20 protein-coding genes and 1 other annotated feature are annotated in these 23,782 nt (G+C 42.5%); of the genes, 12 read left to right on the top strand and 8 right to left on the bottom strand.

Annotated features, from left to right (window positions below):
- Positions 1-13: 13 nt before the first annotated feature.
- A complete protein-coding gene (locus ABC374_RS18165; RefSeq protein WP_413019295.1) occupies positions 14-1,126 on the bottom strand; it encodes an aminopeptidase in 1,113 nt (370 codons plus the stop codon).
- A 228-nt stretch (positions 1,127-1,354) separates the two neighbouring features.
- On the opposite strand from ABC374_RS18165, the gene ABC374_RS18160 reads away from it, so the two are divergent.
- From ABC374_RS18160 to ccpA, 5 genes are all read left to right on the top strand, one after another.
- Positions 1,355-1,864, top strand: coding sequence for a DUF948 domain-containing protein (locus ABC374_RS18160; RefSeq protein WP_101222962.1), 510 nt, complete (start codon positions 1,355-1,357; stop codon positions 1,862-1,864).
- A gap of 45 nt (positions 1,865-1,909) precedes the next feature.
- A complete protein-coding gene (locus ABC374_RS18155) occupies positions 1,910-2,482 on the top strand; it encodes a YtxH domain-containing protein (RefSeq protein WP_350299734.1) in 573 nt (190 codons plus the stop codon).
- A gap of 130 nt (positions 2,483-2,612) precedes the next feature.
- Entirely contained in the window at positions 2,613-2,939 is a 327-nt protein-coding gene (gene ytxJ / locus ABC374_RS18150; RefSeq protein ID WP_350299733.1) for a bacillithiol system redox-active protein YtxJ, read from the top strand.
- A gap of 484 nt (positions 2,940-3,423) precedes the next feature.
- On the top strand, positions 3,424-4,500 hold the full coding sequence (locus ABC374_RS18145; RefSeq protein WP_101222960.1) for a bifunctional 3-deoxy-7-phosphoheptulonate synthase/chorismate mutase: 1,077 nt from the start codon (positions 3,424-3,426) through the stop codon (positions 4,498-4,500).
- Between the two features lie 382 nt (positions 4,501-4,882).
- Positions 4,883-5,887 carry a catabolite control protein A gene (ccpA, locus tag ABC374_RS18140; RefSeq protein ID WP_413019291.1) on the top strand — a complete coding sequence of 335 codons (1,005 nt, stop codon included), beginning with the start codon at positions 4,883-4,885 and terminating at the stop codon, positions 5,885-5,887.
- Between the two features lie 90 nt (positions 5,888-5,977).
- Here ccpA and ABC374_RS18135 read toward each other — a convergent pair whose 3' ends face one another.
- From ABC374_RS18135 to ABC374_RS18125, 3 genes are read right to left on the bottom strand one after another with little or no spacing between them, the layout of a single operon-like run.
- Positions 5,978-7,159: an acetoin utilization protein AcuC gene (locus tag ABC374_RS18135; RefSeq protein WP_413019289.1), complete on the bottom strand. Its 1,182-nt coding sequence runs from the start codon at positions 7,157-7,159 to the stop codon at positions 5,978-5,980.
- Positions 7,152-7,802 carry an acetoin utilization AcuB family protein gene (locus tag ABC374_RS18130; RefSeq protein ID WP_413019287.1) on the bottom strand — a complete coding sequence of 217 codons (651 nt, stop codon included), beginning with the start codon at positions 7,800-7,802 and terminating at the stop codon, positions 7,152-7,154. The genes ABC374_RS18135 and ABC374_RS18130 overlap by 8 nt, the downstream gene beginning before the upstream one ends.
- Positions 7,803-7,828: 26 nt before the next feature.
- Positions 7,829-8,461, bottom strand: coding sequence for a GNAT family N-acetyltransferase (locus ABC374_RS18125; RefSeq protein WP_413019285.1), 633 nt, complete (start codon positions 8,459-8,461; stop codon positions 7,829-7,831).
- Positions 8,462-8,798: 337 nt separating this feature from the next.
- Between ABC374_RS18125 and acsA the strand changes: the two genes are divergently transcribed.
- On the top strand, positions 8,799-10,517 hold the full coding sequence (acsA, locus tag ABC374_RS18120) for an acetate--CoA ligase (protein WP_101223490.1): 1,719 nt from the start codon (positions 8,799-8,801) through the stop codon (positions 10,515-10,517).
- Between the two features lie 132 nt (positions 10,518-10,649).
- On the opposite strand, the gene ABC374_RS18115 is transcribed toward acsA, so the two are convergent.
- Positions 10,650-13,673: a transglycosylase domain-containing protein gene (locus ABC374_RS18115; protein ID WP_413019283.1), complete on the bottom strand. Its 3,024-nt coding sequence runs from the start codon at positions 13,671-13,673 to the stop codon at positions 10,650-10,652.
- A gap of 148 nt (positions 13,674-13,821) precedes the next feature.
- Positions 13,822-14,038 (top strand) — a binding site (T-box leader).
- A gap of 66 nt (positions 14,039-14,104) precedes the next feature.
- Between ABC374_RS18115 and tyrS the strand changes: the two genes are divergently transcribed.
- Complete coding sequence (tyrS, locus tag ABC374_RS18110; protein ID WP_350299728.1) at positions 14,105-15,361, top strand: tyrosine--tRNA ligase; 1,257 nt, start codon at positions 14,105-14,107, stop codon at positions 15,359-15,361.
- A 98-nt stretch (positions 15,362-15,459) separates the two neighbouring features.
- Here the strand turns inward: tyrS and rpsD are convergent, their stop codons facing one another.
- Together rpsD and ABC374_RS18100 are read right to left on the bottom strand one after the other, a co-directional pair.
- A complete protein-coding gene (gene rpsD, locus ABC374_RS18105) occupies positions 15,460-16,062 on the bottom strand; it encodes a 30S ribosomal protein S4 (protein WP_063232686.1) in 603 nt (200 codons plus the stop codon).
- A gap of 453 nt (positions 16,063-16,515) precedes the next feature.
- The gene (locus tag ABC374_RS18100; protein ID WP_413019280.1) at positions 16,516-16,995 is read right to left on the bottom strand and encodes a GAF domain-containing protein; all 480 of its coding nucleotides are present in this window, start codon (positions 16,993-16,995) and stop codon (positions 16,516-16,518) included.
- A gap of 154 nt (positions 16,996-17,149) precedes the next feature.
- Between ABC374_RS18100 and refZ the strand changes: the two genes are divergently transcribed.
- Positions 17,150-17,788, top strand: coding sequence for a forespore capture DNA-binding protein RefZ (gene refZ / locus ABC374_RS18095; protein WP_101222952.1), 639 nt, complete (start codon positions 17,150-17,152; stop codon positions 17,786-17,788).
- 14 nt (positions 17,789-17,802) lie between these two features.
- On the opposite strand, the gene hisJ is transcribed toward refZ, so the two are convergent.
- The gene (hisJ, locus tag ABC374_RS18090) at positions 17,803-18,606 is read right to left on the bottom strand and encodes a histidinol-phosphatase HisJ (RefSeq protein ID WP_350299725.1); all 804 of its coding nucleotides are present in this window, start codon (positions 18,604-18,606) and stop codon (positions 17,803-17,805) included.
- 168 nt (positions 18,607-18,774) lie between these two features.
- On the opposite strand from hisJ, the gene ezrA reads away from it, so the two are divergent.
- The 4 genes from ezrA (at position 18,775) to ABC374_RS18070 (ending at position 23,333) form a co-directional block, all read left to right on the top strand.
- Positions 18,775-20,469 (top strand): septation ring formation regulator EzrA, encoded by a 1,695-nt coding sequence (ezrA, locus tag ABC374_RS18085; protein WP_413019277.1) that lies wholly within the window; start codon positions 18,775-18,777, stop codon positions 20,467-20,469.
- A 218-nt stretch (positions 20,470-20,687) separates the two neighbouring features.
- On the top strand, positions 20,688-21,836 hold the full coding sequence (locus tag ABC374_RS18080; protein WP_350299723.1) for a cysteine desulfurase family protein: 1,149 nt from the start codon (positions 20,688-20,690) through the stop codon (positions 21,834-21,836).
- Positions 21,833-23,044 (top strand): tRNA uracil 4-sulfurtransferase ThiI, encoded by a 1,212-nt coding sequence (gene thiI, locus ABC374_RS18075; protein ID WP_350299722.1) that lies wholly within the window; start codon positions 21,833-21,835, stop codon positions 23,042-23,044. The genes ABC374_RS18080 and thiI overlap by 4 nt, the downstream gene beginning before the upstream one ends.
- An 82-nt stretch (positions 23,045-23,126) precedes the next feature.
- On the top strand, positions 23,127-23,333 hold the full coding sequence (locus ABC374_RS18070; protein ID WP_034309203.1) for an alpha/beta-type small acid-soluble spore protein: 207 nt from the start codon (positions 23,127-23,129) through the stop codon (positions 23,331-23,333).
- Positions 23,334-23,782: the final 449 nt, after the last annotated feature.

Below are 23,782 nucleotides of genomic sequence, written 5' to 3'. Positions count from 1 at the left end.
ATTGGTTTTTACGTTATTTTAAATTTTCTGGATTTAAATTTTCCAGTTCCGGTAAAACGAAGCGTCCGTCCTTACGTATCAAGACGTCATCAAAATGGATTTCCCCGCCGCCATATTCAGGTCGCTGAATATTGACCAGGTCCCAGTGAATGTCTGAATGGTTTCCGTTAAAGGCATCATCGTAGCATTGTCCGGGAGTGAAATGAAAACTTCCATCAATTTTTTCATCAAAGAGGATATCTTGCATCGGGTGTAGAATATAAGGATTTACACCAATTGCAAATTCACCGACATATCGTGCGCCTTCATCAGTATCAAAAATTTTGTTGATGCGTTCCGTATCATTCGCAACCGCTTCAACGATTTTTCCATCCTTGAATGTTAACTTCACGTTTTCAAAAGTAAAACCCTGATAAGGGGACGGAGTATTATACGAAATCACTCCATTGATGGAATCCTTAACCGGAGCCGTATATACTTCACCGTCAGGAATGTTCAGCTCACCCGCACATTTGATGGCTTTAATGTCTTTGATGGAGAAGGTTAGGTCCGTACCGGGCCCAGTTAAGCGGACCTTATCCGTTTTATCCATCAATTCAACAAGGTTGTCCATTGCTGCGCTCATTTTGCCATAGTCGAGGTTGCAGACTTCGAAATAAAAGTCTTCGAACGCTTCTGTGCTCATTTTGGCTAATTGGGCCATGGAATTTGTCGGGTAGCGAAGTACGACCCATTTTGTTTTTGGCACGCGGATATTTCTATGTACTTTACCGACTGTCTGTCCATGAATCTCCATCTTCTCTGAAGGGACATCGGATTGTTCATTGATATTATCCCCGGCACGAAGCCCGATATAAGCATCCATCTGGTTCATTACGTTTGCTTCAAACTCACCCATCAGCTTGTACTGTTCTTCTTTGGCACCCATCAGCAAGGCACGATCCACTTGGTGATCCTTTAAAAGGACGAATGGGTAACCACCTGCTGCATAGGCTTCATTCACAAGTGCGTTAACAAGTTCACGCTGCAATCCAAAGTTTTCGATCAAGATTTTTTCACCTTTTTGAAGCTTCACGGAATAATTGATTAAGTTTTTGGCCAATGTACCAATTCTGGGATCTTTCATAAAAAATACCTCCATTGTTTAAATTCGACTTATCTTTTCTATCATACCCGATTTCCTGCCATAAGTGTGACCCATGAATTTACGGAGGAACTGGATGCAGACAACAATATTTCCAGATTAGGGTTTGATAGGGTATATTGAAAAAATAAATACGTTTATAATATTAGGGAAGGGGTAATTAATATCTAACAGCTATTAAATAAGTCGATTTTTTTCGGAGGTGTTCCAATGGAGATTATTTTATACGTAAGTGCTGCTGTTGCAGCGATAGCTTTTTTGGTACTTGTTATTTTCCTAACAAAGGTACTGACATCACTTCAAACTACCCTGGACAGTGTGGCCCGGACGCTGACAGGACTAGAGAGCCAAATGCAGGGCATAACGCTCGAAACTACTCAGTTATTACATAAAACGAATACGTTGGCTGAAGATTTGCAGCACAAGTCAGAAAACCTGAACACGGTGGTGGATGCGGTGAAGGATGTAGGAACATCCATCTCTAGCTTCAATTCTTCCATCCAAAAGGTTTCCCATAAAGTGCAGGCTGAGATTGATAATAATCAAGACCGAATCTCACAAATTGTACAATGGAGCAATGTTGCCATGGAGATCAGAGACAAGTGGAAGGCGAGAAGCAAACAGGCTGCCCCGACTCCAACCGAAAGGGCGGAGTTAGAAAGGGAAGCACTGGAAACAGATAACCTGCCTAAAAAAAGGTTTTTACGATCTAGATCTTAAAATCAAGGTAAAAAAATGAACTTAAAATTGAAAGGGGAATGTATTATGACTCAAAAAGAATTTGCGGCAAAGGACTATCAGAAATCTTATGAGGACGAACGCGACTCGATCAATTCGAAGGACTTTATGATTGGCGCCTTGATCGGCGGGATGATCGGAGCGGCTACAGCTTTGTTCATGGCTCCGAAAACAGGCAAGGAATTAAGGAATGACTTCAATGAACAGGCTAGAAACATTTCAGAGAAAACGGAAAGATTAAGACAAACGGCGATGGAAAAAGGTACAGTACTTGCTGATACAGCAAAAGAGAAAACGAGCTCTGTCACGGAAATCGTTTCCAATAAATCTTCAAATATCGTCAATAAAGTGAAAAGCCTAAAAACGGGTAAAGAAAACGGCGACGCAGCTGATGATACGACGAATTCGAGCAATAAGGATATAGATGTAACCGGAACTTCCGATTCTCCTATCGTATCCGTCGAAACGAACTTTGCTAACGGCAATGATTCGGCAAATAATCCTGCCGATCCTACAAGCGGAAACAAGAATGCGGCAAAATTAAAACTAGATGAAGCGAAAAAGGCATTTGATGAAACAGAGAATAATCTAAAGAAATAATATTCCTTGAATTCCTTTAATGGGGATGAAGAGGCATAAAGGGACGAAGAATAAGGCGGTGAAGTGCTTCAATGGCTTCATCGCCTTTTTGATGGTAAAATTTATATGTACAAGGAAAGGAGACTGTATTATGGTCATGAGCAAAATCGAAACAGAAGAACAATTCAATCAGCTTCTAAAAGAGGATACATTCCTGCTTTTCAAGCATAGCGTAACGTGCCCGGTCAGCGCTGAAGCATTTGAACAATATGAGAGGTACATCTTAGAGAACGCACAAATTAAAACGGCCTATTTAGCCGTTCAGGAAGCTCGTCCACTATCCAATTATGTGGCAGAAACATTTGATGTCAAACATCAATCACCTCAGGCCATCCTTTTTAAAAGTGGAAAACCGACCTGGAATGAGTCTCATTGGCGTATTACATATGATTCATTGAGCAAGGCCATCTCTGAATGATTCATGAAGGCCGGATCCCTTTGGCAAGGGGTCCGGCCTTTTATTATTGGATTTGGTGGTAATTGGAATTTTAAACGATCTCCAGGGGAAACCTTTTCTTTAAAGGCCCTTCCTGTTCAAGTGGCAGACGATTTGATCATGGTCCAATGCTCTTTGAGATAAAATATCAATTAAATTATAGCTTTCTTGTTCTATTTCCAATATAATTCCTACAACGGATTGTTCCAATATTCAGTCTAAATCGTTTTTCCTGCATGTGTAACACCTGATTTTATGCATTTATAACTTTAATGCTTAAAAGCGTTTAATTATTAAAGAAAAATATAGTGACATTTATGGGCACTTCATTTATAATTGATTTAATCATACATGAAATATTCTAAATTTTTCATTGATAAAACAATCGGGGTGGATCCATATGGGATTTTAAGTTTGAGTCTGCTGAACCGATTTCTATTTTAAAAAACGAAGGGATGGATTTGTAATGAGCAACAAAGAGCTTGATGGACTTCGTAATCAACTGGATGATGTGAACCTTCAGTTATTACATCTTATTAATCAACGTGCTGAACTTGTACAGGAAATTGGTCGCGTTAAAGAAAAACAAGGTGTAAACCGTTACGATCCGGTCCGTGAAAGAACAATGCTGGATCTTATCGAAGCCAATAATCAAGGACCGCTTGATCTTGGTTCGATTAAACATATTTTCAAGGAAATCTTTAAATTGGGCTTGGAGCTGCAAAAAGATGATCAGAAGAAAACGCTTCTTGTATCGAGAAAACAAAAGGCTGAAGACACGATCATCGACATTAAGGGTGAATTGGTCGGTAACGGGATCCCTAGCTTCGTTTTCGGACCATGTGCCGTTGAATCTTATGAACAGACAGCTGCGGTGGCGGAAGTCATTAAAGCTAAAGGTTTGAAATTGATGCGCGGCGGTGCATTTAAGCCACGTACATCTCCATATGACTTCCAAGGGCTTGGTTTGGAAGGATTACAAATACTTAAACGTGTTGCTGATGAATACGGCTTGGCTGTAATCAGTGAAATCGTGAGTGCCAACGATATCGAAGCGGCAATCGATCATATCGATGTCATCCAAATCGGGGCGCGCAACATGCAAAACTTCGACTTGCTAAAAGCGGCAGGTGCTGTAAATAAACCAGTTCTTTTAAAACGTGGACTGGCGGCAACGATTGAAGAGTTCATTCATGCAGCGGAATACATCATGTCGCAGGGCAATGGCAACATCATCCTTTGTGAGCGCGGTATCCGTACTTACGAAAAAGCAACAAGAAATACACTTGATATCTCTGCTGTACCGATTTTAAAACAAGAAACTCATTTACCGGTCATGGTTGATGTAACGCATTCAACTGGACGTCGCGATCTTCTGCTTCCTACGGCTAAGGCGGCTCTTGCAATCGGTGCTGACGGTGTTATGGCTGAAGTGCATCCAGATCCTTCCGTTGCTTTATCGGATTCTGCACAGCAAATGGACTTCAAACAATTTGATGAATTCTACGAAGAGATTAAACGTTTGAACTGGGTAACTGTATAAGCTAAGAAATTCTTTAAATGATCTATTTACGGCCCTTACCAACTTGGCAAGGGCTTTTTTTAATGGTAAAATACTAGTTTTTGCAGAAAAAGCTTCGAAATGAGCACTATTGGATTGCAGGAAAGATTCGACTATCGTATGATAAATAACAAGAATGAGAACTGTTCGGAAGATTGAGTCATACATAAAGTGATATCTATGTGAATTTTATACTTGAATAGGGTATTGAATATTTGACTGAGAAGAGAGTAGGACTGCATTTTTTGTTAGGCAGATCGTTCCTAAAATAATCTTCCTTATAGAGAAAAACGCATAAAAGATTATTTTCCGAAATAATTCGGGTCTTTTATGGGGAAAATGAAAGAAATGGAGGAATGGATGAATGAATAATATAACCATTTATGATGTGGCGCGTGAGGCGAATGTTTCCATGGCCACCGTTTCCCGCGTAGTTAACGGGAATCCAAATGTAAAGCCTGCAACAAGGAAGAAAGTTTCAGATGTAATTGAGAAGTTAGGGTACCGTCCCAATGCAGTGGCAAGGGGACTTGCCTCAAAGAAAACGACTACAGTCGGGGTCATCATCCCGGATATCTCAAGCATCTTTTTTGCAGAATTGGCACGGGGCATAGAAGATATAGCCACCATGTATAAATACAATATCATTCTAAGCAGTTCTGATGAGAATATAGATAAGGAATTCCATTTGCTGAATACGATGCTTGGAAAACAAGTGGATGGTATCGTATTCATGGGCGGCAACATTTCTGATGAGCATGTCAAAGAGTTTAAGAATTCACCTGTTCCAATCGTTCTGGCAGGTTCGGTGGATGAAAGCGGACAAGTTCCATCGGTCAATATTGATTATGAGGCGGCGGCATTCGACGCAGTGACCTTCTTCGCTAAAAAAGGCCACAAGCATATCGCTTTTGTAAGCGGAAACCCTTCCGCGCTGATTAATGAAATGAAATTGACTGGTTATAAACGAGGATTGAAAGAAGCTGGGCTTTCATTTGATGAAAGTTATGTCGTTGAAGGTGATTATACATATGATTCAGGAATTGAATCTTTTGAAAAGTACCTGGAAGCTGAAGACAGACCGACAGCATTCATCGCCGGTGCTGATGAAATGGCGCTTGGAATTGTCCATGCCGCTCAGGACAAAGGATATAATGTACCGGAAGACTTTGAAGTGATCAGCTTCGATAACACGAGATTGACATTGATGGTGCGTCCGCAAATCACGACGATCGTTCAACCTTTATATGATATTGGTGCGGTTGCGATGAGGCTTCTTACAAAGTTGATGAATAAAGAACAAGTGGAGGAAGGTCTTGAAAAAGTGATCCTGCCGCATCGGATTGAAAACCGTCAATCAACGAAATAAACTGGTTTGGAGAGTGTCCTGAGGGCACTCTCTTTTTGTTTCTCTAATGTTTGCCCGAACAAAAAAGATCGTTTTTCAACGATCTTTTTGTTAACTTTGTTCATTGCTTTTCGTTGTTTGCCTATTAAACCTGATGGGATAAAGGACCTTTTCAAGCGTCAGGGCATTCTTCTCGGTAATTTCAGGCTTCCTCGGAATGGGTTCGTATATATCCTCCATGTCATCCCATTCATTCGGCAGGGGAACAGGGGACTCAGGCTGCCAGCAATCGAGCCATTCCTTTGATAGGGGACCTGATATATCATTATTCGTCATTTCAAGCCAGACCCTCGCCCAAGCCCTCGGGACGACGCGCCATATGTCATATCCGCCGCCGCCCACTGCAATCCACCGTCCTTCGCAATACTTATGGGCCATTTCGTGGGCCAGCTTTGGTATTTCTCTATAAATCTTCATGGTGGCTGATAAATGGGTGAGCGGATCATAATAATGGGAGTCTGCTCCGTTTTGCGTTAATATGACATCCGGTTTGAAGAATTCAATGACCTCTTTAAAGGAAGCCCTGTAGCATTCGAGCCAGGATTCATCTTCTGTGAACGCATCGACCGGGATGTTGAATGAATAGCCGTAGCCTTTTCCTTGGCCCCGCTCGTTAATATTGCCGGTGCCGGGAAATAAGTAGCGACCCGTTTCATGGATGGATAGTGTACATACATCCGGATCATCATAAAATGACCATTGGACTCCATCACCATGATGTGCATCGGTATCGACATACAAGACACGCGCCCCATATTTTTTTTGCAGGTATTTAATCGCGACCGAACTATCGTTGTAAATGCAAAAGCCCGAGGCTTTCCCGCGGAAACCGTGATGCAGTCCACCGCCAAGATTAAGTGCGTGCAGGGACTGACCGGTCATGACTGCATCCACAGCCGTCAAGGTACCGCCTACAAGCAATGCACTTGCTTCGTGCATTTTGGGGAAGATAGGGGTATCCTCCGTTCCTAGCCCATAATTTACAGCCTTTTCAGGGGGGAGCTTTCCCTGGCCTGCCAATCTGACAGCGTTTACATAATGGTGATCATGAATCAGTTCCAATTCTGCATCGGTTGCCATTCTGGGCTTGATAATTTGATCATCATTGATGGCATGGTGTTTTTTTAATAAATCAAGTGTGAGTTTAAGCCGTTTTTGATTGAATGGATGCTCATCGTTGAATTTGTAGGTAAGGAGTTCATCCGAATAAACGAAAAGGGATGTATCATTCATGTGAAATCCCCGGTAGACTAGGCCATAAAACGGTATAGCCTTCTTTCTTCAAGTCCTCCACCACCATAAATGGATTCATCGTCTGTACACGAATTACAAGAATTTTATAGTCGGTTCCATTTTTTTCAGGATAAACAAGGGTGCTCAGGATATTCGTATTGCGCCTTTTGAAAATATGGGCAATATCATGAAGGGAACCTGCCTTATCGGGGATTCTGATTTCGATTTGGGAACCGGGCTGATTGACTCCAGTCAACTCAACGTATGAATGAAGTAAATCAGAACCGGTTATGATGCCCACTAACTTCCTTCCCTTTACGATTGGAAGGCAGCTGATATTGTTATCACAGAAAACAGCCCCGATTTCTTCCACGAAATCCAGTGGGTGCCCTGTGATTATTTCCGTTTTCATGATGCTTGATAGTGGTTTTTGTAAATCATTTTTGTATTCTTCGGTACGGAATATAGAAGTGGCAGCATCCCGAATATCACGGTCGCTGACTAATCCCACAAGTTGAAAGCTGTCATCGACAATGGGGATATGGCGAATTCGCTTCTCCTTGATGATCAAGACAGCGCTATGGATTGTATCCGTTGGAGTGAGGGTGATAATATCCTCATTCATTATTGTTTCAACAATCATTTTCCTTCCTCCTCTTACTCGCCTCTTTAATACATAAACCGATTCATAAAACGCAATTGGTCGAATTTCTGGATGGATTCCGGCGGGACCCTTTTGCCAATACGTGCCATCAGGCAGTTGGCCGGATGGGAACTGATTTCAGGATCATCTGTAGCAAAGTAGACCAAACCACCGGCACTCATCATTTTTTCCATGACCTTGCGATAGTCCCAAATATTCAGACCTGTCCCTTTCAAATCCCAATGCCAATAGTATTCAGTGGTGATGATGATGAAGTCTTCAACCGAATCGTCTTCCATGGAAAGGCGGATTAGGTTTTTCCCGACGGAGGCACCCCGGTATTTAGGGATGACCTCTATTGCACCAAGCTCAATCAGGTCCTCCATCTTGATTTCAGACCAGCGCTCCAAGGGATCGGGGTATAAGTAAGTTACATAACCCACGATTGTTTCATTTTCGCGGGCGATAAAGATCCTGCCCTCAGGCAAGTCTGCAATCTCTATTAACGCTTTATGCTGCAAAGCAGGCGGGCGAAAGGCGACCAAGTCTTCGTGAAACTCATAAGCGGACATTTTTTCGCCGCTTAACGGCCCCTCGATCATGAGCGTTCCGCTTAATGTCTGCAGTTCCTTAGTGTAAAAGGTCTTACTATATTCCATTCTTTCACCACCTTTGTTATATAGTAATCTTACACTCTCGCATTCCGGAGTATAAGAAGCATTGCTTTTAAAAACTGACCGAATGGAAAGCTTACATAAATTATACATGAAAACGGGGGGCATAATTCAGAAAGTTCAAGGCGCTTTTGTTACAGTGCCTCTTCTTTCACGGCCATCATATGGATTCACTTTAACCATAACATATACCAGTAACTTTCAAAATTCACCAAGAAGGGATTTCCCTAATATGGAAGTGTTCAATATTTTAAAAATTGAGATAATTCGATTCTTATACTATAATAAAAATATAGAGCCGAATGAAGGGGGAGTTTGTCGTATGAATGTGAAAGCGTTGCCAGTAGTGGAAGGTAATTTTAATTTAAAGAATTATGATGAAAAATACAATAAGTTTGACTGGTCTGAGACCGAAAAGGAATTCTCCTGGTCTGAAACCGGTAAAGTGAATCTTGCGTATGAAGCCATTGACCGCCATGTCGAAACATACAAAAAGAATAAAGTGGCCCTTTATTACAAAGACGATAAAAGAAATGAAAAGTATACATTCAAGGAAATGAAAGATTATACGAATCAAGCGGCCAATGTGTTCAAGAACATTGCCAATGTGGAAAAAGGAGATCGTGTTTTCATCTTCATGCCTCGCTCCCCGGAGCTTTATTTTGCATTGTTGGGTGCGATTAAAACGGGAGCGGTCGTAGGGCCGTTGTTCGAAGCCTTCATGGAAGGCGCCATAAGGGATCGTCTTGAAGATAGTGAGGCAAGTGTGATAGTGACGACACCTGAACTTTTGCCGCGTGTCCCGGTGGATGAATTACCCCATTTAAAGCATATTTTCTTGGTGGGGGAAAATATAAAGGAAGAAGGAAATTACCATAACTTCAATAAAAAATTAAAAGAAGCCGACAAAAAATTCGAAATTGAATGGGTGGATCGGAATGACGGTCTGATTCTTCACTACACCTCAGGTTCCACAGGCAAACCTAAAGGAGTGCTACACGTTCATAATGCGATGATCCAGCATTATCAAACGGCAAGATGGGTCCTTGATTTGCAGGATGAGGACGTGTATTGGTGCACAGCGGACCCTGGATGGGTGACAGGGACGTCTTACGGGATATTTGGACCTTGGCTGACAGGAACCTCGAATGTCATTGTAGGCGGGCGGTTCAAGCCTGAATCCTGGTACAAGACCTTGGAGGACTTTGGTGTCACGGTTTGGTATAGTGCCCCGACTGCCTTCAGGATGCTGATGGGCGCAGGTGACGAAATCGTTAAGCGGTTCGATTTGAGTTCTCTCCGCCATATTTTAAGTGTCGGTGAACCGTTGAACCCGGAAGTGGTGCGCTGGGGAATGAAGGTATTCAATCACCGTATCCATGATACATGGTGGATGACGGAGACCGGGGCACAGGTCATCTGCAATTATCCTTGCCTGGAAATCAAACCGGGTTCGATGGGCAAACCGATTCCAGGTGTGAAGGCGGCAATAGTGGATGATCAAGGCAACGAGCTTCCGCCGCATAGAATGGGGAACCTTGCCATCAAGAAAGGCTGGCCTTCGATGATGAAGACCGTCTGGAAGAATGAAGCTAAATATGAATCTTACTTTATGCCAGGTGATTGGTATGTTTCAGGAGATTCCGCATATATGGATGAAGATGGTTATTTCTGGTTCCAAGGCCGTGTTGATGATGTCATCATGACGGCAGGGGAGAGGGTCGGACCTTTCGAAGTGGAAAGCAAGTTGGTCGAGCATCCAGCCGTAGCCGAAGCTGGGGTCATCGGTAAGCCGGATCCGGTTCGGGGGGAAATTATCAAAGCGTTCATCGCCCTTCGTGACGGATACGAGGCAAACGATGAATTGATTGAGGAAATTCGTACATTTGTAAAGCATGGTCTAGCGGCACATGCGGCACCTCGTGAAATTGAATTCAGGGATAAACTTCCTAAAACAAGAAGCGGTAAAATCATGCGCCGTGTCTTGAAAGCTTGGGAACTTGATCTGCCAACTGGTGATTTATCATCGATGGAGGATTGAGAAGCTTAGTCTTACTGAGTATTGAGAAGGAAAAAGGCATCCATGGTCACTTCCATGGATGCCTTTTTGGGAGATTATAAGGAAACAGGCTGTCGGGGTAACCGACAGCCTGTTTAAGTTCAAGAAAGAGTGTCATTCTTCCTCTTCTTCAGCTTTATCCGTGTCTTGCTCTTTATCATTGACTGTGTCTTGCTCTTTGTCGGTCTCTTGATTTTCTTGATCTGTATTCTCTTTGTTTTGCTGCTCTTTGTCTTGAGCTGGCTCTTTATCTTTATCCGTTTGCGTTTCTTTTTCTGGTTCTTTTTCTTTATCTGAACCGTTCTCTTCTTTTGAGTCTGGTTTTTTATCTTCGTTAGCTATTTTATCTTTTCCGCGATCATCTTTAGTTTTTGTGGAATCTTCTTTTGAACCTGTCTTTTTAGCGCCGCTTTCAACACGTTGAGAAGGGGCCGATTCTTTACCGACTATGTCTACGGCCGTTACGTAATAGGAACCGCCAGAGCCGACTTTGTAAACAAGATTCTCCCCAGCATTGATGCTCGCCACTTTTTTGCCGTCTTTATAGACACGATAACCGACGACATCTCCTTCACCATGCAAGCCCCATGTAATCTTATCGTTACTGATCGTTATGGATAGGGGATCTGGTGCTTTGCCATTATCATTCAATTTCGCTGTCGCCCCGACGACATTTCCTGATTTTTCGGCACCAGGAATTACGGATCCCGGGTCATTGACATATTTCAATCCGATATCTGCAAAGGAATCGGGATTCAACATGAACCCGCCGCTTGTGAATTCGCCAGGCGTTTGCGGAAGGGCTGCGTAGCGTTTACTGCCGACTGATACATATTGTCCATCTATGAAACTATCATCCGCCTTGGATGGAGCATATTTGGCAATGAATAAATCCGATTTGACAAGCCCGGCCTTTTGGCATGAACTTGAAGGCAACAGTCCTGAAACGCCACAGAAGGAACGGCTGACAATTCCGCCCGGCATTTCAAATCGCTTATCGGGGTCGATGAGTTTAGGGTCGACTTTATATGCGGCATTGATCAAATCTGCCCAATAATACATATTACGTTTATTGTATTCCAGCCCATTATAGGTGCCTTGCAAGGATTTTGGCTTGTCATAACCGAGCCATGTCCCGAACGATACATTCGGGTTGCTGGCTACAAACCAGGCATCCCAATAGTTTTGTGAAGTACCGGTTTTACCTGCCCAATCGCTTGAGAAAGCAAGGCGGTTCCTGACTGAGGCCGCCGTCCCGCTGTTTACGACATCACGCATCATATCAAGCGTCAGGTAAGCGGCTTGTGGAGAGAAAACATCCACTGGTTTCACTTTATGCTGATAGATGACTTTGCCATCTTTCGAAACGATTTTATCGATCATATAAGCATCGATGAATTCTCCTGAATTGGCAAAAGTGCCATATGCATTGACGTTTTCTTCAACGGTTACACCTTTTTCCATCGCACCTAATGACAAGGCAAGATTGGAGTAATCCCCTTTCGTCACGGTGGAGAAGCCCATTTTTTCCAAATACGAAGCGGGGCTCAGGTTGATTATTTTCTTGTAAAAGAGCGCTGCCGGGATATTGTAGGAATTCTTCAGGGCCTCGCGGGCAGTCGATACTCCCGTATAACTGCCGCCGCCATAGTTTCCTGGACTCCACGGTTTGCCGCCTGTTGGAATGGAGATCGGCACGTTGGCTGATACGCTGCCAGGCGAGATCTTGCCTAGCTCGATGCCTGGACCATATATCACCAGCGGCTTCATCGTTGATCCGTTTGAGCGCAATGATGCGGTTGCATGGTTCGTCTGTTCCCGCTTGAAATCGCGGCCGCCTACGAAACTGATGATTTTCCCTGTTTTATTCTCGATAAGAATCGCTCCGGCCTCTACGGGCTGGCTCACGGTCTTCATTTCCTTCGTATCCGGGTCGGGGACTTGCGCCAGTTTATCGTACCCGAAATTCGGATAGTTTTTCGTTACTTCCTGCATCTTGTCATAAATCTTTTTGTTGACGGTCGTATAAATCTTATAGCCATTTTGTCGAAGCTTACGGTCGGCAAGTGCTAGATATTGAGCTTTTAAATCATCATTCTTTAAATCTTTCTCTTCATATCCATCTTCTTTTGCCAGACTGACGGATAGGATTTCGATTGAGCGTTTTTCGATTTCATAGGTGAGCCATGGATATTTCTCGGATGGCATCTCCGTTTTGCTGATAAAGTCTTTTGTTATGTCATATGTGTTTGCTTTATCATATTCTTCTTTTGTTATGTATCCGTTACTATACATCCGCTTTAAAACGGTTTTCATCCGGTTGATGCCGGGCTCTTGATTTTCTTTCAGTTTTCCTTTCTGGGTATATGGTGTATATCCGAAAGGGCTTTGCGGCAATCCAGCGATAAACGCAGATTGGGGCAGTGTCAGATCTTTGGCCTCCACGCCAAAAATGCCTTCAGCGGCGGACTCGACACCAGCGATGTTACGTCCTGAAGAATTTCGTCCCAAAGTGGAAACGTTTAAGTAGGTTTCCAAAATCTCTTCTTTTTCAAAGAATTTTTCGACCCGGAGCGCAAGCAGGATTTCTTTTGCTTTCCGTTCAAACGATACTTCGTTGGTCAGGACTTGGTTTTTAATGAGCTGCTGTGTTAATGTACTTCCTCCCGATTGGACGGTTGCATTCGAAAATTCCTGGTAAATCGCACGCAGGATAGCTTTCGGAACAACCCCGTCATGGTCATAAAAATACTCATCTTCTGTAGCGATGACTGCATTTTTTAGATGCTCGGAAACTTTATCGATGGACACTTCTTCACGTTCAAGGTCACTCTTAAGCTTGCCCAAGTATACTTCGTCAGCAAAGTATACTTCAGAGGTCTCTTCATAATTGTAAATGTCTTTTTTCAAATCTTCTTTTGAGCGTACCGGCTCATCATTGACGAGGGCAGCGAAATAGCCGGCTCCAACACCGCCGGCAAATGAGAATCCTAAAATCCCGACAATAATGAGGATCAGCGTTAAATTCCAAATGACTTGGTATGTAACCCGCGCGTTCCTATGTGTTTTTTCATTTTGAAAAAAACTGGTCAGCTGCTTCCAGACTGTTAGAAATCTATCTTTTTGATTATTATTCATCGTATCATACCCCCTGAAATCACATATATTATAGCATACAACAGGTAGGGGAAAAGGCATCTTTCTTATTTTTCTATAATCTGTAAGGGTAGGTTGACAAGGGTTCTTATGTATGATAAAAGTTTATTAACAACAATAAAATGATTAAATGATCGCGATGATAGGACCCAGTAGTCAGACTATCCCTGTTTCAGAGAGCCGGTGGTTAGTGGAAATCGGTACAAATGGTATGATGAATTACTTCCTGGAGCATTTGCTGTGAAATGATTAGTAGCAGGAAACGGTTGACGACCGTTATTCGTCTTGAGCGGAGGGCATATTATGTCCTCAAGTTGGGTGGTACCGCGAATTCATTCGTCCCTTCATATTTATGAAGGGGCGTTTTTGTGTGCTTTTTGCGGATTTTTTCTAAGATGGAGGAGGAATATTCAGTGGAATTGCTTAAAGACCTCGAATGGAGAGGGATTATTTATCAACAAACGGATGAAGAGGGTTTTAAGAACCTTTTAGAAAAAGAGAAAATTTCTTTATACTGTGGTGTCGATCCAACAGCGGATAGTATGCATATCGGACATCTATTGCCATTCTTGACATTGCGCCGTTTCCAGCAGCACGGCCATCGTCCCATTGTATTAGTGGGTGGTGCAACTGGACTTATCGGTGATCCAAGCGGTAAAAAAGAGGAACGCCAGCTGCAAACGCTGGAAAAAGTGCTCTATAATGCCGACTGCATAAAAGGGCAGCTATCCCACATCTTTGAATTCGAAGGTGAAAATGGTGCGGTCATGGTCAATAACTATGACTGGATAGGTAAAATCGATATGGTCACGTTCTTACGTGATTACGGGAAATACATCGGCATTAACTACATGCTGGCAAAAGATACGGTTGCTTCCCGTTTAGATTCGGGAATTTCCTTTACTGAATTTGCGTACACGATCTTACAAGGAATTGATTTCGGCCATTTATACAGCAATTACAACTGTAAATTGCAAATTGGCGGCAGTGATCAATGGGGCAATATTACGACTGGGCTGGAAATGATCCGGAAATCCAATGATGAGGATGCAAAAGCATTCGGTATGACGATCCCGCTCGTAACGAAAGCGGATGGAACGAAATTCGGTAAAACGGAAGGCGGAGCAATTTGGCTTGATCCTGAAAAGACGACTCCGTATGAATTTTACCAATTCTGGATCAATACAGCCGATGCTGATGTCGTGAAATACCTGAAATTCTTCACATTCCTATCTCGTGAGGTGATTGAAGAGTTAGAGCAATCTGTACAAAACGAACCGCATTTGCGTAAAGCGCAAAAAGCTTTAGGGGAAGAAATGACCCGTTTGATTCATGGTCAGGAAGCTCTTGACCAGGCTATCAAAATCTCTGCCGCCCTATTCAGCGGAGAGGTGAAGAATTTAAGTGCGGCGGAAATCAAATTGGGCTTCAAAGATGTCCCTAGCTTCGAACGTGAAAGCAAGGAAGATATCGGTTTGGTCGATTTAATCGTTGAAGCGAAAATTTCGCCATCAAAGCGTCAAGCCCGGGAAGATATTCAGAATGGGGCAATCTCCATAAATGGGGAGAAAGTGACTGATCTGCAATATGTAGTGACGGAAGCTTCTAAGATTGAAGGGGAGTTCATCCTAGTTCGTCGCGGCAAAAAGAAATATACATTAGTGAAATGATTGTTCAAGGCCCGGCTGAATCACAGCCGGGCTTTCTCGTGCAGGGGTGTTTAGGTGCAAAAAAAACCCCATCCAAGGATGGGGTTTTTTTGAAGTTATTAACGAGAGTAGAACTCAACGATAAGAGCTTCGTTAATTTCAGCAGGCAATTCAGAACGTTCTGGTAAACGAGTGAAAGTACCTTCTAATTTCTCAGCATCGAAAGTAAGGAAATCAGGAACGAAGTTAGTTGCTTCAACTGATTCTTTAATGATTGAGAAGTTACGTGATTTTTCACGAACTGCGATTGTTTGTCCAAGAGACACTTTGTAAGATGGAATGTCTACGCGGCTTCCGTCTACAGTGATGTGACCGTGGTTAACAAGTTGACGTGCTTGACGACGTGTACGAGCTAAACCAAGACGGTAAACTAGGTTGTCAAGACGTGATTCAAGAAGAATCATGAAGTTTTCACCATGAACACCTTTAAGTTTGCCAGCGCGGTCGAACATTGAACGGAATTGACGTTCAGTGATTCCGTACATGTGACGAAGTTTTTGTTTCTCTTGTAGTTGCATTCCGTATTCAGAAATTTTTCTACGTTGGTTAGGACCATGTTGTCCTGGAGCATAAGGGCGTTTTTCTAATTCTTTACCAGTACCTGTTAGGGAAATTCCTAAACGACGGGATAGTTTCCAGCTTGGGCCAGTATAACGAGCCATAGGATGACTCCTCCTTTAAATGTTTTTATTTTGGTAAAATAAAAACCGTGTGAATGTACGATCATGACCATTTTGTTTTCATGTACCTTCGCCCTAGCAGCAGAGAGTTACGAGATACACCTCTGTATTGAGGAACAAAATGAGAACATAAAGGCTGTCACATAGGCTGCAATATTTTACACAAGGAGTATTGTATAATATTTGGCTCAATGAGTCAAGGACAGTTGTAATTAATTAAGGAATAGATAAAGAGAATCGCAGCAGGTAAATTTAAAAAAGGTTTTTTCATTGTAAGCGTTATGATGAGATAATGAATACAAAAATCATGGAGAAAAATATCAAATGGGCCGATGAAGCGTTATATATTGCGAAGAATTCAGGAAGGACCGGGTACATGTACATAGGGCCTGTAATGGAAAAGGGAGCAGGCAAGGATTGCCGCTCCCTTCAACTTTATAGATGCCTGGTAAGGATTTCAGCGAACTTCTCCAGTCCCTGCTGATCCATTTCGTCAAAACGGCCCGTGACCGGGCTGTCGATATCGAGGACACCGATCAACTTGCCATCCTTCATGAGCGGTATGACAATTTCAGATCTTGATGCCGCATCACAGGCGATATGTCCAGGGAATTGGTGGACATCATATATGCGCAGGGTTTTTTCAGTCGCCGCTGAAGTCCCGCAAACGCCCCTGCCCATTGGAATGCGGACACAGGCTGGAAGACCCTGGAAGGGTCCTAAAATTAATTGGCCTTCTTCGTATAAATAGAAGCCGACCCAGTTAATCTCATCAAGAAACTGATTAAGTAAAGCTGCCGCATTGCTTAAATTGGCTATCCGGTTCGTTTCATCTTCAATTAAGGCAAGAAGTTGCTTTTGGACCAGTTCATAGTTATTTTCTTTTTTTCCTTGATACATTTCGACATTAAACAAAAGCGTTCACCTGTCTTCCGCATATTTTTACAGCACTTTCTAATCATGTTGCTTCATTGTTGGGAAATTGTCGAGAACTTACTAAAGGATTCAGGCTCTTCCGTGAAGAAATAGTCCACAAGACTTGTCTCAAAGAAAGCGAGGGATTGCCTGAATGAATCGCCAGACGCCAACGAAACAAGCCATTGTGGAAGCTGCATTGCATTTATTTCATTTAAAAGGCTATCATGCTACATCCATACGGGATATTGCGAATAAAGCCAAAGTGAACGCTGCAAATATTGCCTACTATTTCAAGAATAAGCAGGGGTTGCTGGAATTCTGTTTCACTTCTTATTTAGAAGAGTATATCCTGGTCCTTGAGACGAACATGACATTGCTGGAACTTAAAGGCCCGCAGCATTGCTTGATGAATCTTGTAAAGGATATTCTCGCTTTCCAGAGGGAAAACTTCCTTGCTGCACGGTTCATATATGGGGAATCTTCACTCGATTCCAATTTAAATCGTGAAATTCATTCGACTTATTTTACAAAGGAAAAGTCTTATTTTCAATATATTTTGGAACAGGGGATCAAGAGCAGGAGTTTCCAGCAGGTCTCGGTTCCCATGTATATGCTGCAGTTGAAGGGTTTATTGACGGCCCCTGTCCTGCATACCCATTATGCGATGGATGTGCTTCATGTGTTCCCGCAGGAAGCCTATTACACGAATATTTATGCCAATGAAGTCGGACGTTTTTTGCAGGATACCCTTTTCATAGACCTACAGCCACTGTTAGCGGGCCGGAGCTGAAGTGTATACATGAGTTACCGATTGAACCCTTCAATCAGTGCCTGATGGCCCTGACCCAAATCCTTAGCTTGATGTGCATCGGATCCGTAAATAAGCGGAATGCCGAGATCGAAAGCACGCTTTGCAAACCGTTCAGGAGGGTAAGGTTCACCGCATAGCGGCTTTACATGCCCGGCTCCATTATAATCTAGTTCATACCTTTGTTCTTTGATCATGTCGAGCACTTTGTAAACCTGCTCGTCAAAACTAGATGCAGGCGGATATCGATGCTGGAATTTATGGACAAGCGTAATATGCCCGATCCGTTTTGGTTTATAAATGCCTAAATCAGTTGTTATTGATTTTTCCAGAGTATCGTAATATTTGGCATACACCGATTCCACTGAACCTAGTTCATTGGCAATCTCACCAAACCCATTTTCGCTGAAATCGATGCAGTGCCAACTGCTTTGATGCTTGATGAAGTGGACGGAAAGTATACTATCATCAAGGAATTCTCCGATTTCGTCGAGGAATTCTTTTGTTTCTTTTTCATAACCCTCTATAAAGTCAACCTCCAGACCTGTTTTGATCAGGATTTTGTCTTTATGGCGTTCTTTCAGTACGCGGAGCTCTTGAAAGTAATCCAGGAGCAGGGCAGCGTCCATGCCGCTGTCTTTTTCAGGCGTAGGATCTTGAAAATTTCGTGGCAATGGAGCATGTTCCGTAAATGTGATTTCCTTTAATCCTAGCTCGATTCCCCGCGTAATATATTCATCGAATTTATCCGTAGAGCCGTGAGGGCAAAACGGAGTGTGCACATGACCGTCAGCTTTCATGGTCCTTCCCTCCCAAAAAACAGGTATTTGTAGCAAATTTCTACAAAAAAAACATTTTTCTCGTCAAAAATTATTGCTAACATGGTATCATAAAAGCATTAAATTTAACATTTTTAAAATTGATATATAAACGAGCAAGACTGTAAGGACTAGAACAGGGGGCTTACCATGGATTACATAATTGGGGTAATTGTATTAATTTTGATTTTCATCATTTGGGGTTATTTTTTCAAAAAGAGATATTTTAAAGAAATCGATCGACTGGAATCCTGGAAAATAAGCATCATGCACCGCCCCGTGCTGGAAGAGCTTTCTAAAGTCAAACAATTGAACATGACAGGTGAAACAGAGGAAATGTTCGAAAACTGGCGCATTGAATGGGACGCCATCATTACAGATCATATGCCCGAAGTCGAAGAGCTTTTATTCGATGCCGAGGAATTCGTCGATAAATACCGTTTCAGCCGTTCAAAAGAAGTACAGCGCAAAATTACAGTCAAGCTGAATGAAATCGAGGAAATGATCAAAAAGATCTTATACGAACTGAATGAACTCGTAGGCAGTGAGGAAAAAAACCGATTGGAAATTGAGGATATCAAGGAATCCTACCGTCAATTGAAGAAATCCCTGCTTGCACACAGGCATAATTACGGGAAAGCGGCTGATAAGCTGGAAAATACCTTGGATGAGGTATTGCAGATCCTTCAAAAGTATGACGAAGAGACTGTGAACGGCAATTATTTGAATGCGAGGGAGCTTGTTCTATCCATTAAGGAAAAATTGGCGGTTCTGTCAGTTAAAATGGAAATGCTCCCGAAATTATTGGTGGATAGCCAATCCGAGCTGCATTCCCAGCTTCAAGAATTGAAGGATGGCTATGAGGAGATGTCAGGACAGGGGTATCTGTTGAGCCATATCCAATTCGAGCAGGAAATATCCCGGCTTGAGGAAGAACTGGAACTATATAAAACACAATTGGAAAATGCCGAAACGGAAGCCGTGGATAAAGGCATTAAAGATATGCGCGAAAGCATTGAGGTGCTTTATGACCTTTTGGAAAAAGAAGTACTTTCAAAACAGTATATCTTGAAAAATGATGAAGTTCTCAGGAAAACGATTAGTGACCTTGAATATGAAAACGATAAACTTAAAGTTGAAACGATACATGTTCAACACACATATCATCTGACGGAAAATGAGCTCGATGCACAACGGAAAATGGAAAAGCAGATTGCCCAGATTTCGAAACGCCATCAATTGCTTGTCTTGAAAATGGAGGATAATGTGATGGCAAGCTCCCTTATCAGCGAAGAGATGCAGGGGCTGGCTGCACAGTTGAAGGAATTACAGGAAAATCAGAAAGACTTCACCATTAAATTACAGGCTTTACGGAAAGATGAAATGGATGCCAGGGATTCACTGGCTGAATTGAAACGTAAAATGGTCGATACTGGACGTTTAATTGCAAAAAGCAATATTCCAGGTCTTCCAGAAGAGTATAAAGTGGTGCTATCTGATGCCAAAGAAAGTATGGATGACGTTCAGGGGAAACTTGAAGAAAAGCCGCTTGACATGGCCGCTGTTTATATTTATTTGGAAAAAGCGGTTCAACAGGTGAATAGGGTCCACGAAAAAGCCCATGAATTGATCGAACATATGTATTTGGCCGAAAAGGTGATCCAATTCGGAAATCGCTATCGAAGCAGTCACGATATGGTAGCCGAGAGCCTAAGGGATGCCGAAGCGAAATTCCGAAGCTATGAATATCAAGCCGCATTGGAAACGGCTGCCACTGCCATAGAAAAGGTCGACCCAGGCAGTTTACGAAAAATTGGTGCGAACATAGAAGAAGTCCTTTCCTGAAAACCCGCCATGGCGGGTTTTTTTCTTTTTATAGATTAGGTGGAAAGTTAAATCATTCTCGGGAATAAAAAGAAGCAGGTATCCTATCATTCATGGACCAGTGTTTTACATTCTCTTTCAAATTCAATTATGTTAATATTAGATGTTGCAACAGCAACATTGAAACTTATATTTAGTAGAGTGACCATCATAGATACAAAAACATGGAAGGTGAGCCCATGATTTATTTTGATAATAGTGCAACAACAAAACCATATCCCGAAGTAATCGAATCATTCATGAAGGTTACTTCGGACTATTTCGGGAACCCCTCTTCGCTTCATGGACTTGGGGTGCAATCCGAAAAACTGCTTTCCGCTGCAAGAAAGCAGATCGCTGATTTATTAAAGGTGAAGAGTTCGGAAATATATTTCACTTCCGGGGGGACGGAAGGAAATAATCTTGCCATTAAAGGGGCCGCACACTCTCAGGGAAATCGCGGCAAACACATAATCACGACAGCGATTGAACATCCTTCTGTAGAAGATGCATGCCAATCATTGACGAAAATGGGTTATGAGATCACAAATCTTCCCGTTAACGAATTTGGGCAAATTGATGTAACGGACCTTAAGGATGCATTGAGGGAGGATACCATTTTGGTTTCCGTCATGCATGTTAATAATGAAGTTGGCTCGATACAGCCGATTGCTGAAATAGGCAAATTGATAAAACAATACCCAAACGTGCTCTTTCATGTCGATAATGTGCAGGGAGCAGGCAAAGTTTCTTTATCATTGCGTGATGCCAATGTGGATTTATGTACAATTTCCGGCCACAAGGTCCACGGCTTGAAGGGGACGGGCATTCTTTATGTTCGTGAAGGCGTTCGGGTCGATCCGCTTTTCCATGGCGGCAATCAAGAAACGAAAATCAGGAGCGGCACCGAAAATGTTGCGGGAATCGTCGCCCTATCGAAGGCTTTGCGTATTAGTATGAACAATCAATTGCTGTATCATGATAAGCTGCAGCAAATCAAAACTTATTTATATAAAGGTTTGAAGGAAATGGACGGGGTGTTGGTTAACACTCCTGAAGAAGGGGCACCCCATATTGTGAATTTTTCCGTTCCCGGACTTAAATCCGAGGTATTGCTGCATGCACTTGAATCGGAAGGAATATATGTTTCGACAACTAGTGCCTGTTCTTCGAAAAAAAGAACGATAAGCAAAACGGTGGATGCAATGTTCCATAATTCGGCTCGTTCCGAAAGCGTCATCCGAATCAGTACTACCTATGGCAATGAAATGGAAGAAGCAAAGCAAGTTCTGGCGGCGATACAGAAAATAGTCGCTAATTTAGAAAAAATAATGAGGGTTGCAAAATGAAATTTGATCATATAATTATCCGTTATGGAGAAATCTCCACGAAAAAAAGAAACCGTAAAGGCTTTGTAGACAAAATGAAGGCACATATCCGCTGGAGTTTAAAAGATATTGAAGGTGTAGTGCTTACAGCCAACCGGGAGCGGATGTACGTTCTCCTGAACGGTGCGGACCATAAGCCTGTCATTGACCGATTGAAAGGCATTTTTGGAATTCAGTCATTAAGCCCTGCGATAAAAATAGAGCGTGATCTGGAAGTGATGAAAACGGCAGCATTGTATTACCTGAATCATACTCTTGAAGAGGTAAACACGTTCAAAATCACGACAAAACGCGCCGATAAGGATTTTCCATATAATACCGATGAAATTAATAGGGCAATCGGCGGGCATTTGCTCCGAAATACAGAGGATTTAAAAGTGGATGTAAAGAACCCTGATTTGAACCTGCTAGTGGAAGTGAGACGCGAAGCCGTGTATTTGACAGGTGAAATCATCCAGGGGGCTGGCGGTCTTCCATTCGGGTCAAGCGGAAAGGCGATGCTGATGCTTTCAGGCGGGATTGATAGCCCTGTTGCGGGATTCCTTTCGATGAAACGGGGATTGGATGTGGAAGCGATCCATTTCTACAGCCCACCGTTCACGAGCGAACGTTCACGTCAAAAGGTCATTGATTTGGCGGGCAAGCTTGCCGAAATAAATGGAAGCATGAAAGTGCATATCGTTCCATTTACGGAAATCCAATTATTGATTCAAAAACAAATCCCGGAAAACTACTCAATGACTACTACCCGTCGTTTAATGATGCGGGTCGCCGATCGAATCCGTGAAAAGGAAGAAGCCATGGCACTGATTACCGGTGAAAGCCTTGGACAGGTTGCGAGCCAGACGATGAGCAGCATGTTTGCCATCAATGAGGTGACGAATACACCGATCCTGCGCCCGCTGATTACCATGGATAAAACGGAAATCATCAAAATTGCAAGAGAGCTTGATACATTTGAAATATCCAATCTTCCGTACGAAGATTGCTGTACTGTCTTTACGCCGGCAAGCCCAAAAACGAAACCGAAACGTGAAAAGGTCAATTACTATGAAAGCTTCGTCGACTTTGAATCCTTGATCGAAAAAGCGGTCTCCGAAACAGAAATATTGACGGTTAAACCTGGTCAGACTTTCGATAAGGAAGAAACGATGGAAGATTTATTTTAATATCCTGTAATTACCAATAAAATTGTGCGAATGAAGCCATGTGTTTTAACACACTCTATAATCACAAGGAGGTGAAAAACACATGGCAAACAACAACAGCTCAAACGAATTATTGGTACCTGGAGTGGAACAAGCTCTACAACAAATGAAATATGAAATCGCTACAGAATTCGGCGTACAACTTGGTGCCGACACAACATCTCGCGCTAACGGTTCAGTTGGTGGAGAAATCACAAAACGCCTTGTTCAAATGGCTGAACAACAATTAGGCGGAGGTTTCAACAGATAATTTAATAAATATGGCTACAGAGAGCGGGTTTTAACACCCGCTCTCTTCTGTTTGTCGAATAAATTCGTGAACGGCCGAATAAAGTGCCGCGTAGGTCGAATAAAGTGCCGCGTAGGTCGAATAACTGTGTGAACGGCCGAATAAAGTGCGATCCATGATTTTAAAACAAGACTAGATTATCTTTAATGTTTTTTTACTGTAATCCTTATTGGATTGAAGAAATTTGTGACACTCCTGCCGAATAACGCAGACAATCGGCGAAAAGGGATCGGATTTCTAAAATCAACTGAAACGTTTATCAATAAAAAACTGCAGGCAAATTCGCTTTTCTTCGAGTTTGTCTACGTCTGCAGAGAGCGGGTTCAACACCCGCTCTCTTTATTTATTTGTAAAAATAAATAGAAATATTAGAGAAGTATCTTGTATAATGAGTAGGTACTAAGAGTTCA

Source organism: Peribacillus phoenicis, from assembly GCF_047238085.1.
Lineage (GTDB): Bacteria > Bacillota > Bacilli > Bacillales > DSM-1321 > Peribacillus.
The sequence above is the reverse complement of the archived record's forward strand: the minus strand, read 5'-3'. Positions and strand labels throughout refer to the sequence as shown.

Excerpts from the sequence above, each read along its gene's own strand:
- ABC374_RS18125 (WP_413019285.1), bottom strand. The coding sequence starts at position 8,461 with ATGGAATATAGTAAGACCTTTTACACTAAGGAACTGCAGACATTAAGC.
- ABC374_RS18080 (WP_350299723.1), top strand. The coding sequence starts at position 20,688 with ATGATTTATTTTGATAATAGTGCAACAACAAAACCATATCCCGAAGTA.
- thiI (WP_350299722.1), top strand. The coding sequence starts at position 21,833 with ATGAAATTTGATCATATAATTATCCGTTATGGAGAAATCTCCACGAAA.
- ABC374_RS18115 (WP_413019283.1), bottom strand. The coding sequence starts at position 13,673 with ATGAATAATAATCAAAAAGATAGATTTCTAACAGTCTGGAAGCAGCTG.
- ABC374_RS18070 (WP_034309203.1), top strand. The coding sequence starts at position 23,127 with ATGGCAAACAACAACAGCTCAAACGAATTATTGGTACCTGGAGTGGAA.
- ytxJ (WP_350299733.1), top strand. The coding sequence starts at position 2,613 with ATGGTCATGAGCAAAATCGAAACAGAAGAACAATTCAATCAGCTTCTA.
- acsA (WP_101223490.1), top strand. The coding sequence starts at position 8,799 with ATGAATGTGAAAGCGTTGCCAGTAGTGGAAGGTAATTTTAATTTAAAG.
- ABC374_RS18145 (WP_101222960.1), top strand. The coding sequence starts at position 3,424 with ATGAGCAACAAAGAGCTTGATGGACTTCGTAATCAACTGGATGATGTG.
- ABC374_RS18130 (WP_413019287.1), bottom strand. The coding sequence starts at position 7,802 with ATGATTGTTGAAACAATAATGAATGAGGATATTATCACCCTCACTCCA.
- ABC374_RS18165 (WP_413019295.1), bottom strand. The coding sequence starts at position 1,126 with ATGAAAGATCCCAGAATTGGTACATTGGCCAAAAACTTAATCAATTAT.
- hisJ (WP_350299725.1), bottom strand. The coding sequence starts at position 18,606 with ATGAAAGCTGACGGTCATGTGCACACTCCGTTTTGCCCTCACGGCTCT.
- ABC374_RS18135 (WP_413019289.1), bottom strand. The coding sequence starts at position 7,159 with ATGAATGATACATCCCTTTTCGTTTATTCGGATGAACTCCTTACCTAC.
- ABC374_RS18160 (WP_101222962.1), top strand. The coding sequence starts at position 1,355 with ATGGAGATTATTTTATACGTAAGTGCTGCTGTTGCAGCGATAGCTTTT.
- ezrA (WP_413019277.1), top strand. The coding sequence starts at position 18,775 with ATGGATTACATAATTGGGGTAATTGTATTAATTTTGATTTTCATCATT.
- rpsD (WP_063232686.1), bottom strand. The coding sequence starts at position 16,062 with ATGGCTCGTTATACTGGCCCAAGCTGGAAACTATCCCGTCGTTTAGGA.
- refZ (WP_101222952.1), top strand. The coding sequence starts at position 17,150 with ATGAATCGCCAGACGCCAACGAAACAAGCCATTGTGGAAGCTGCATTG.
- ABC374_RS18155 (WP_350299734.1), top strand. The coding sequence starts at position 1,910 with ATGACTCAAAAAGAATTTGCGGCAAAGGACTATCAGAAATCTTATGAG.
- ccpA (WP_413019291.1), top strand. The coding sequence starts at position 4,883 with ATGAATAATATAACCATTTATGATGTGGCGCGTGAGGCGAATGTTTCC.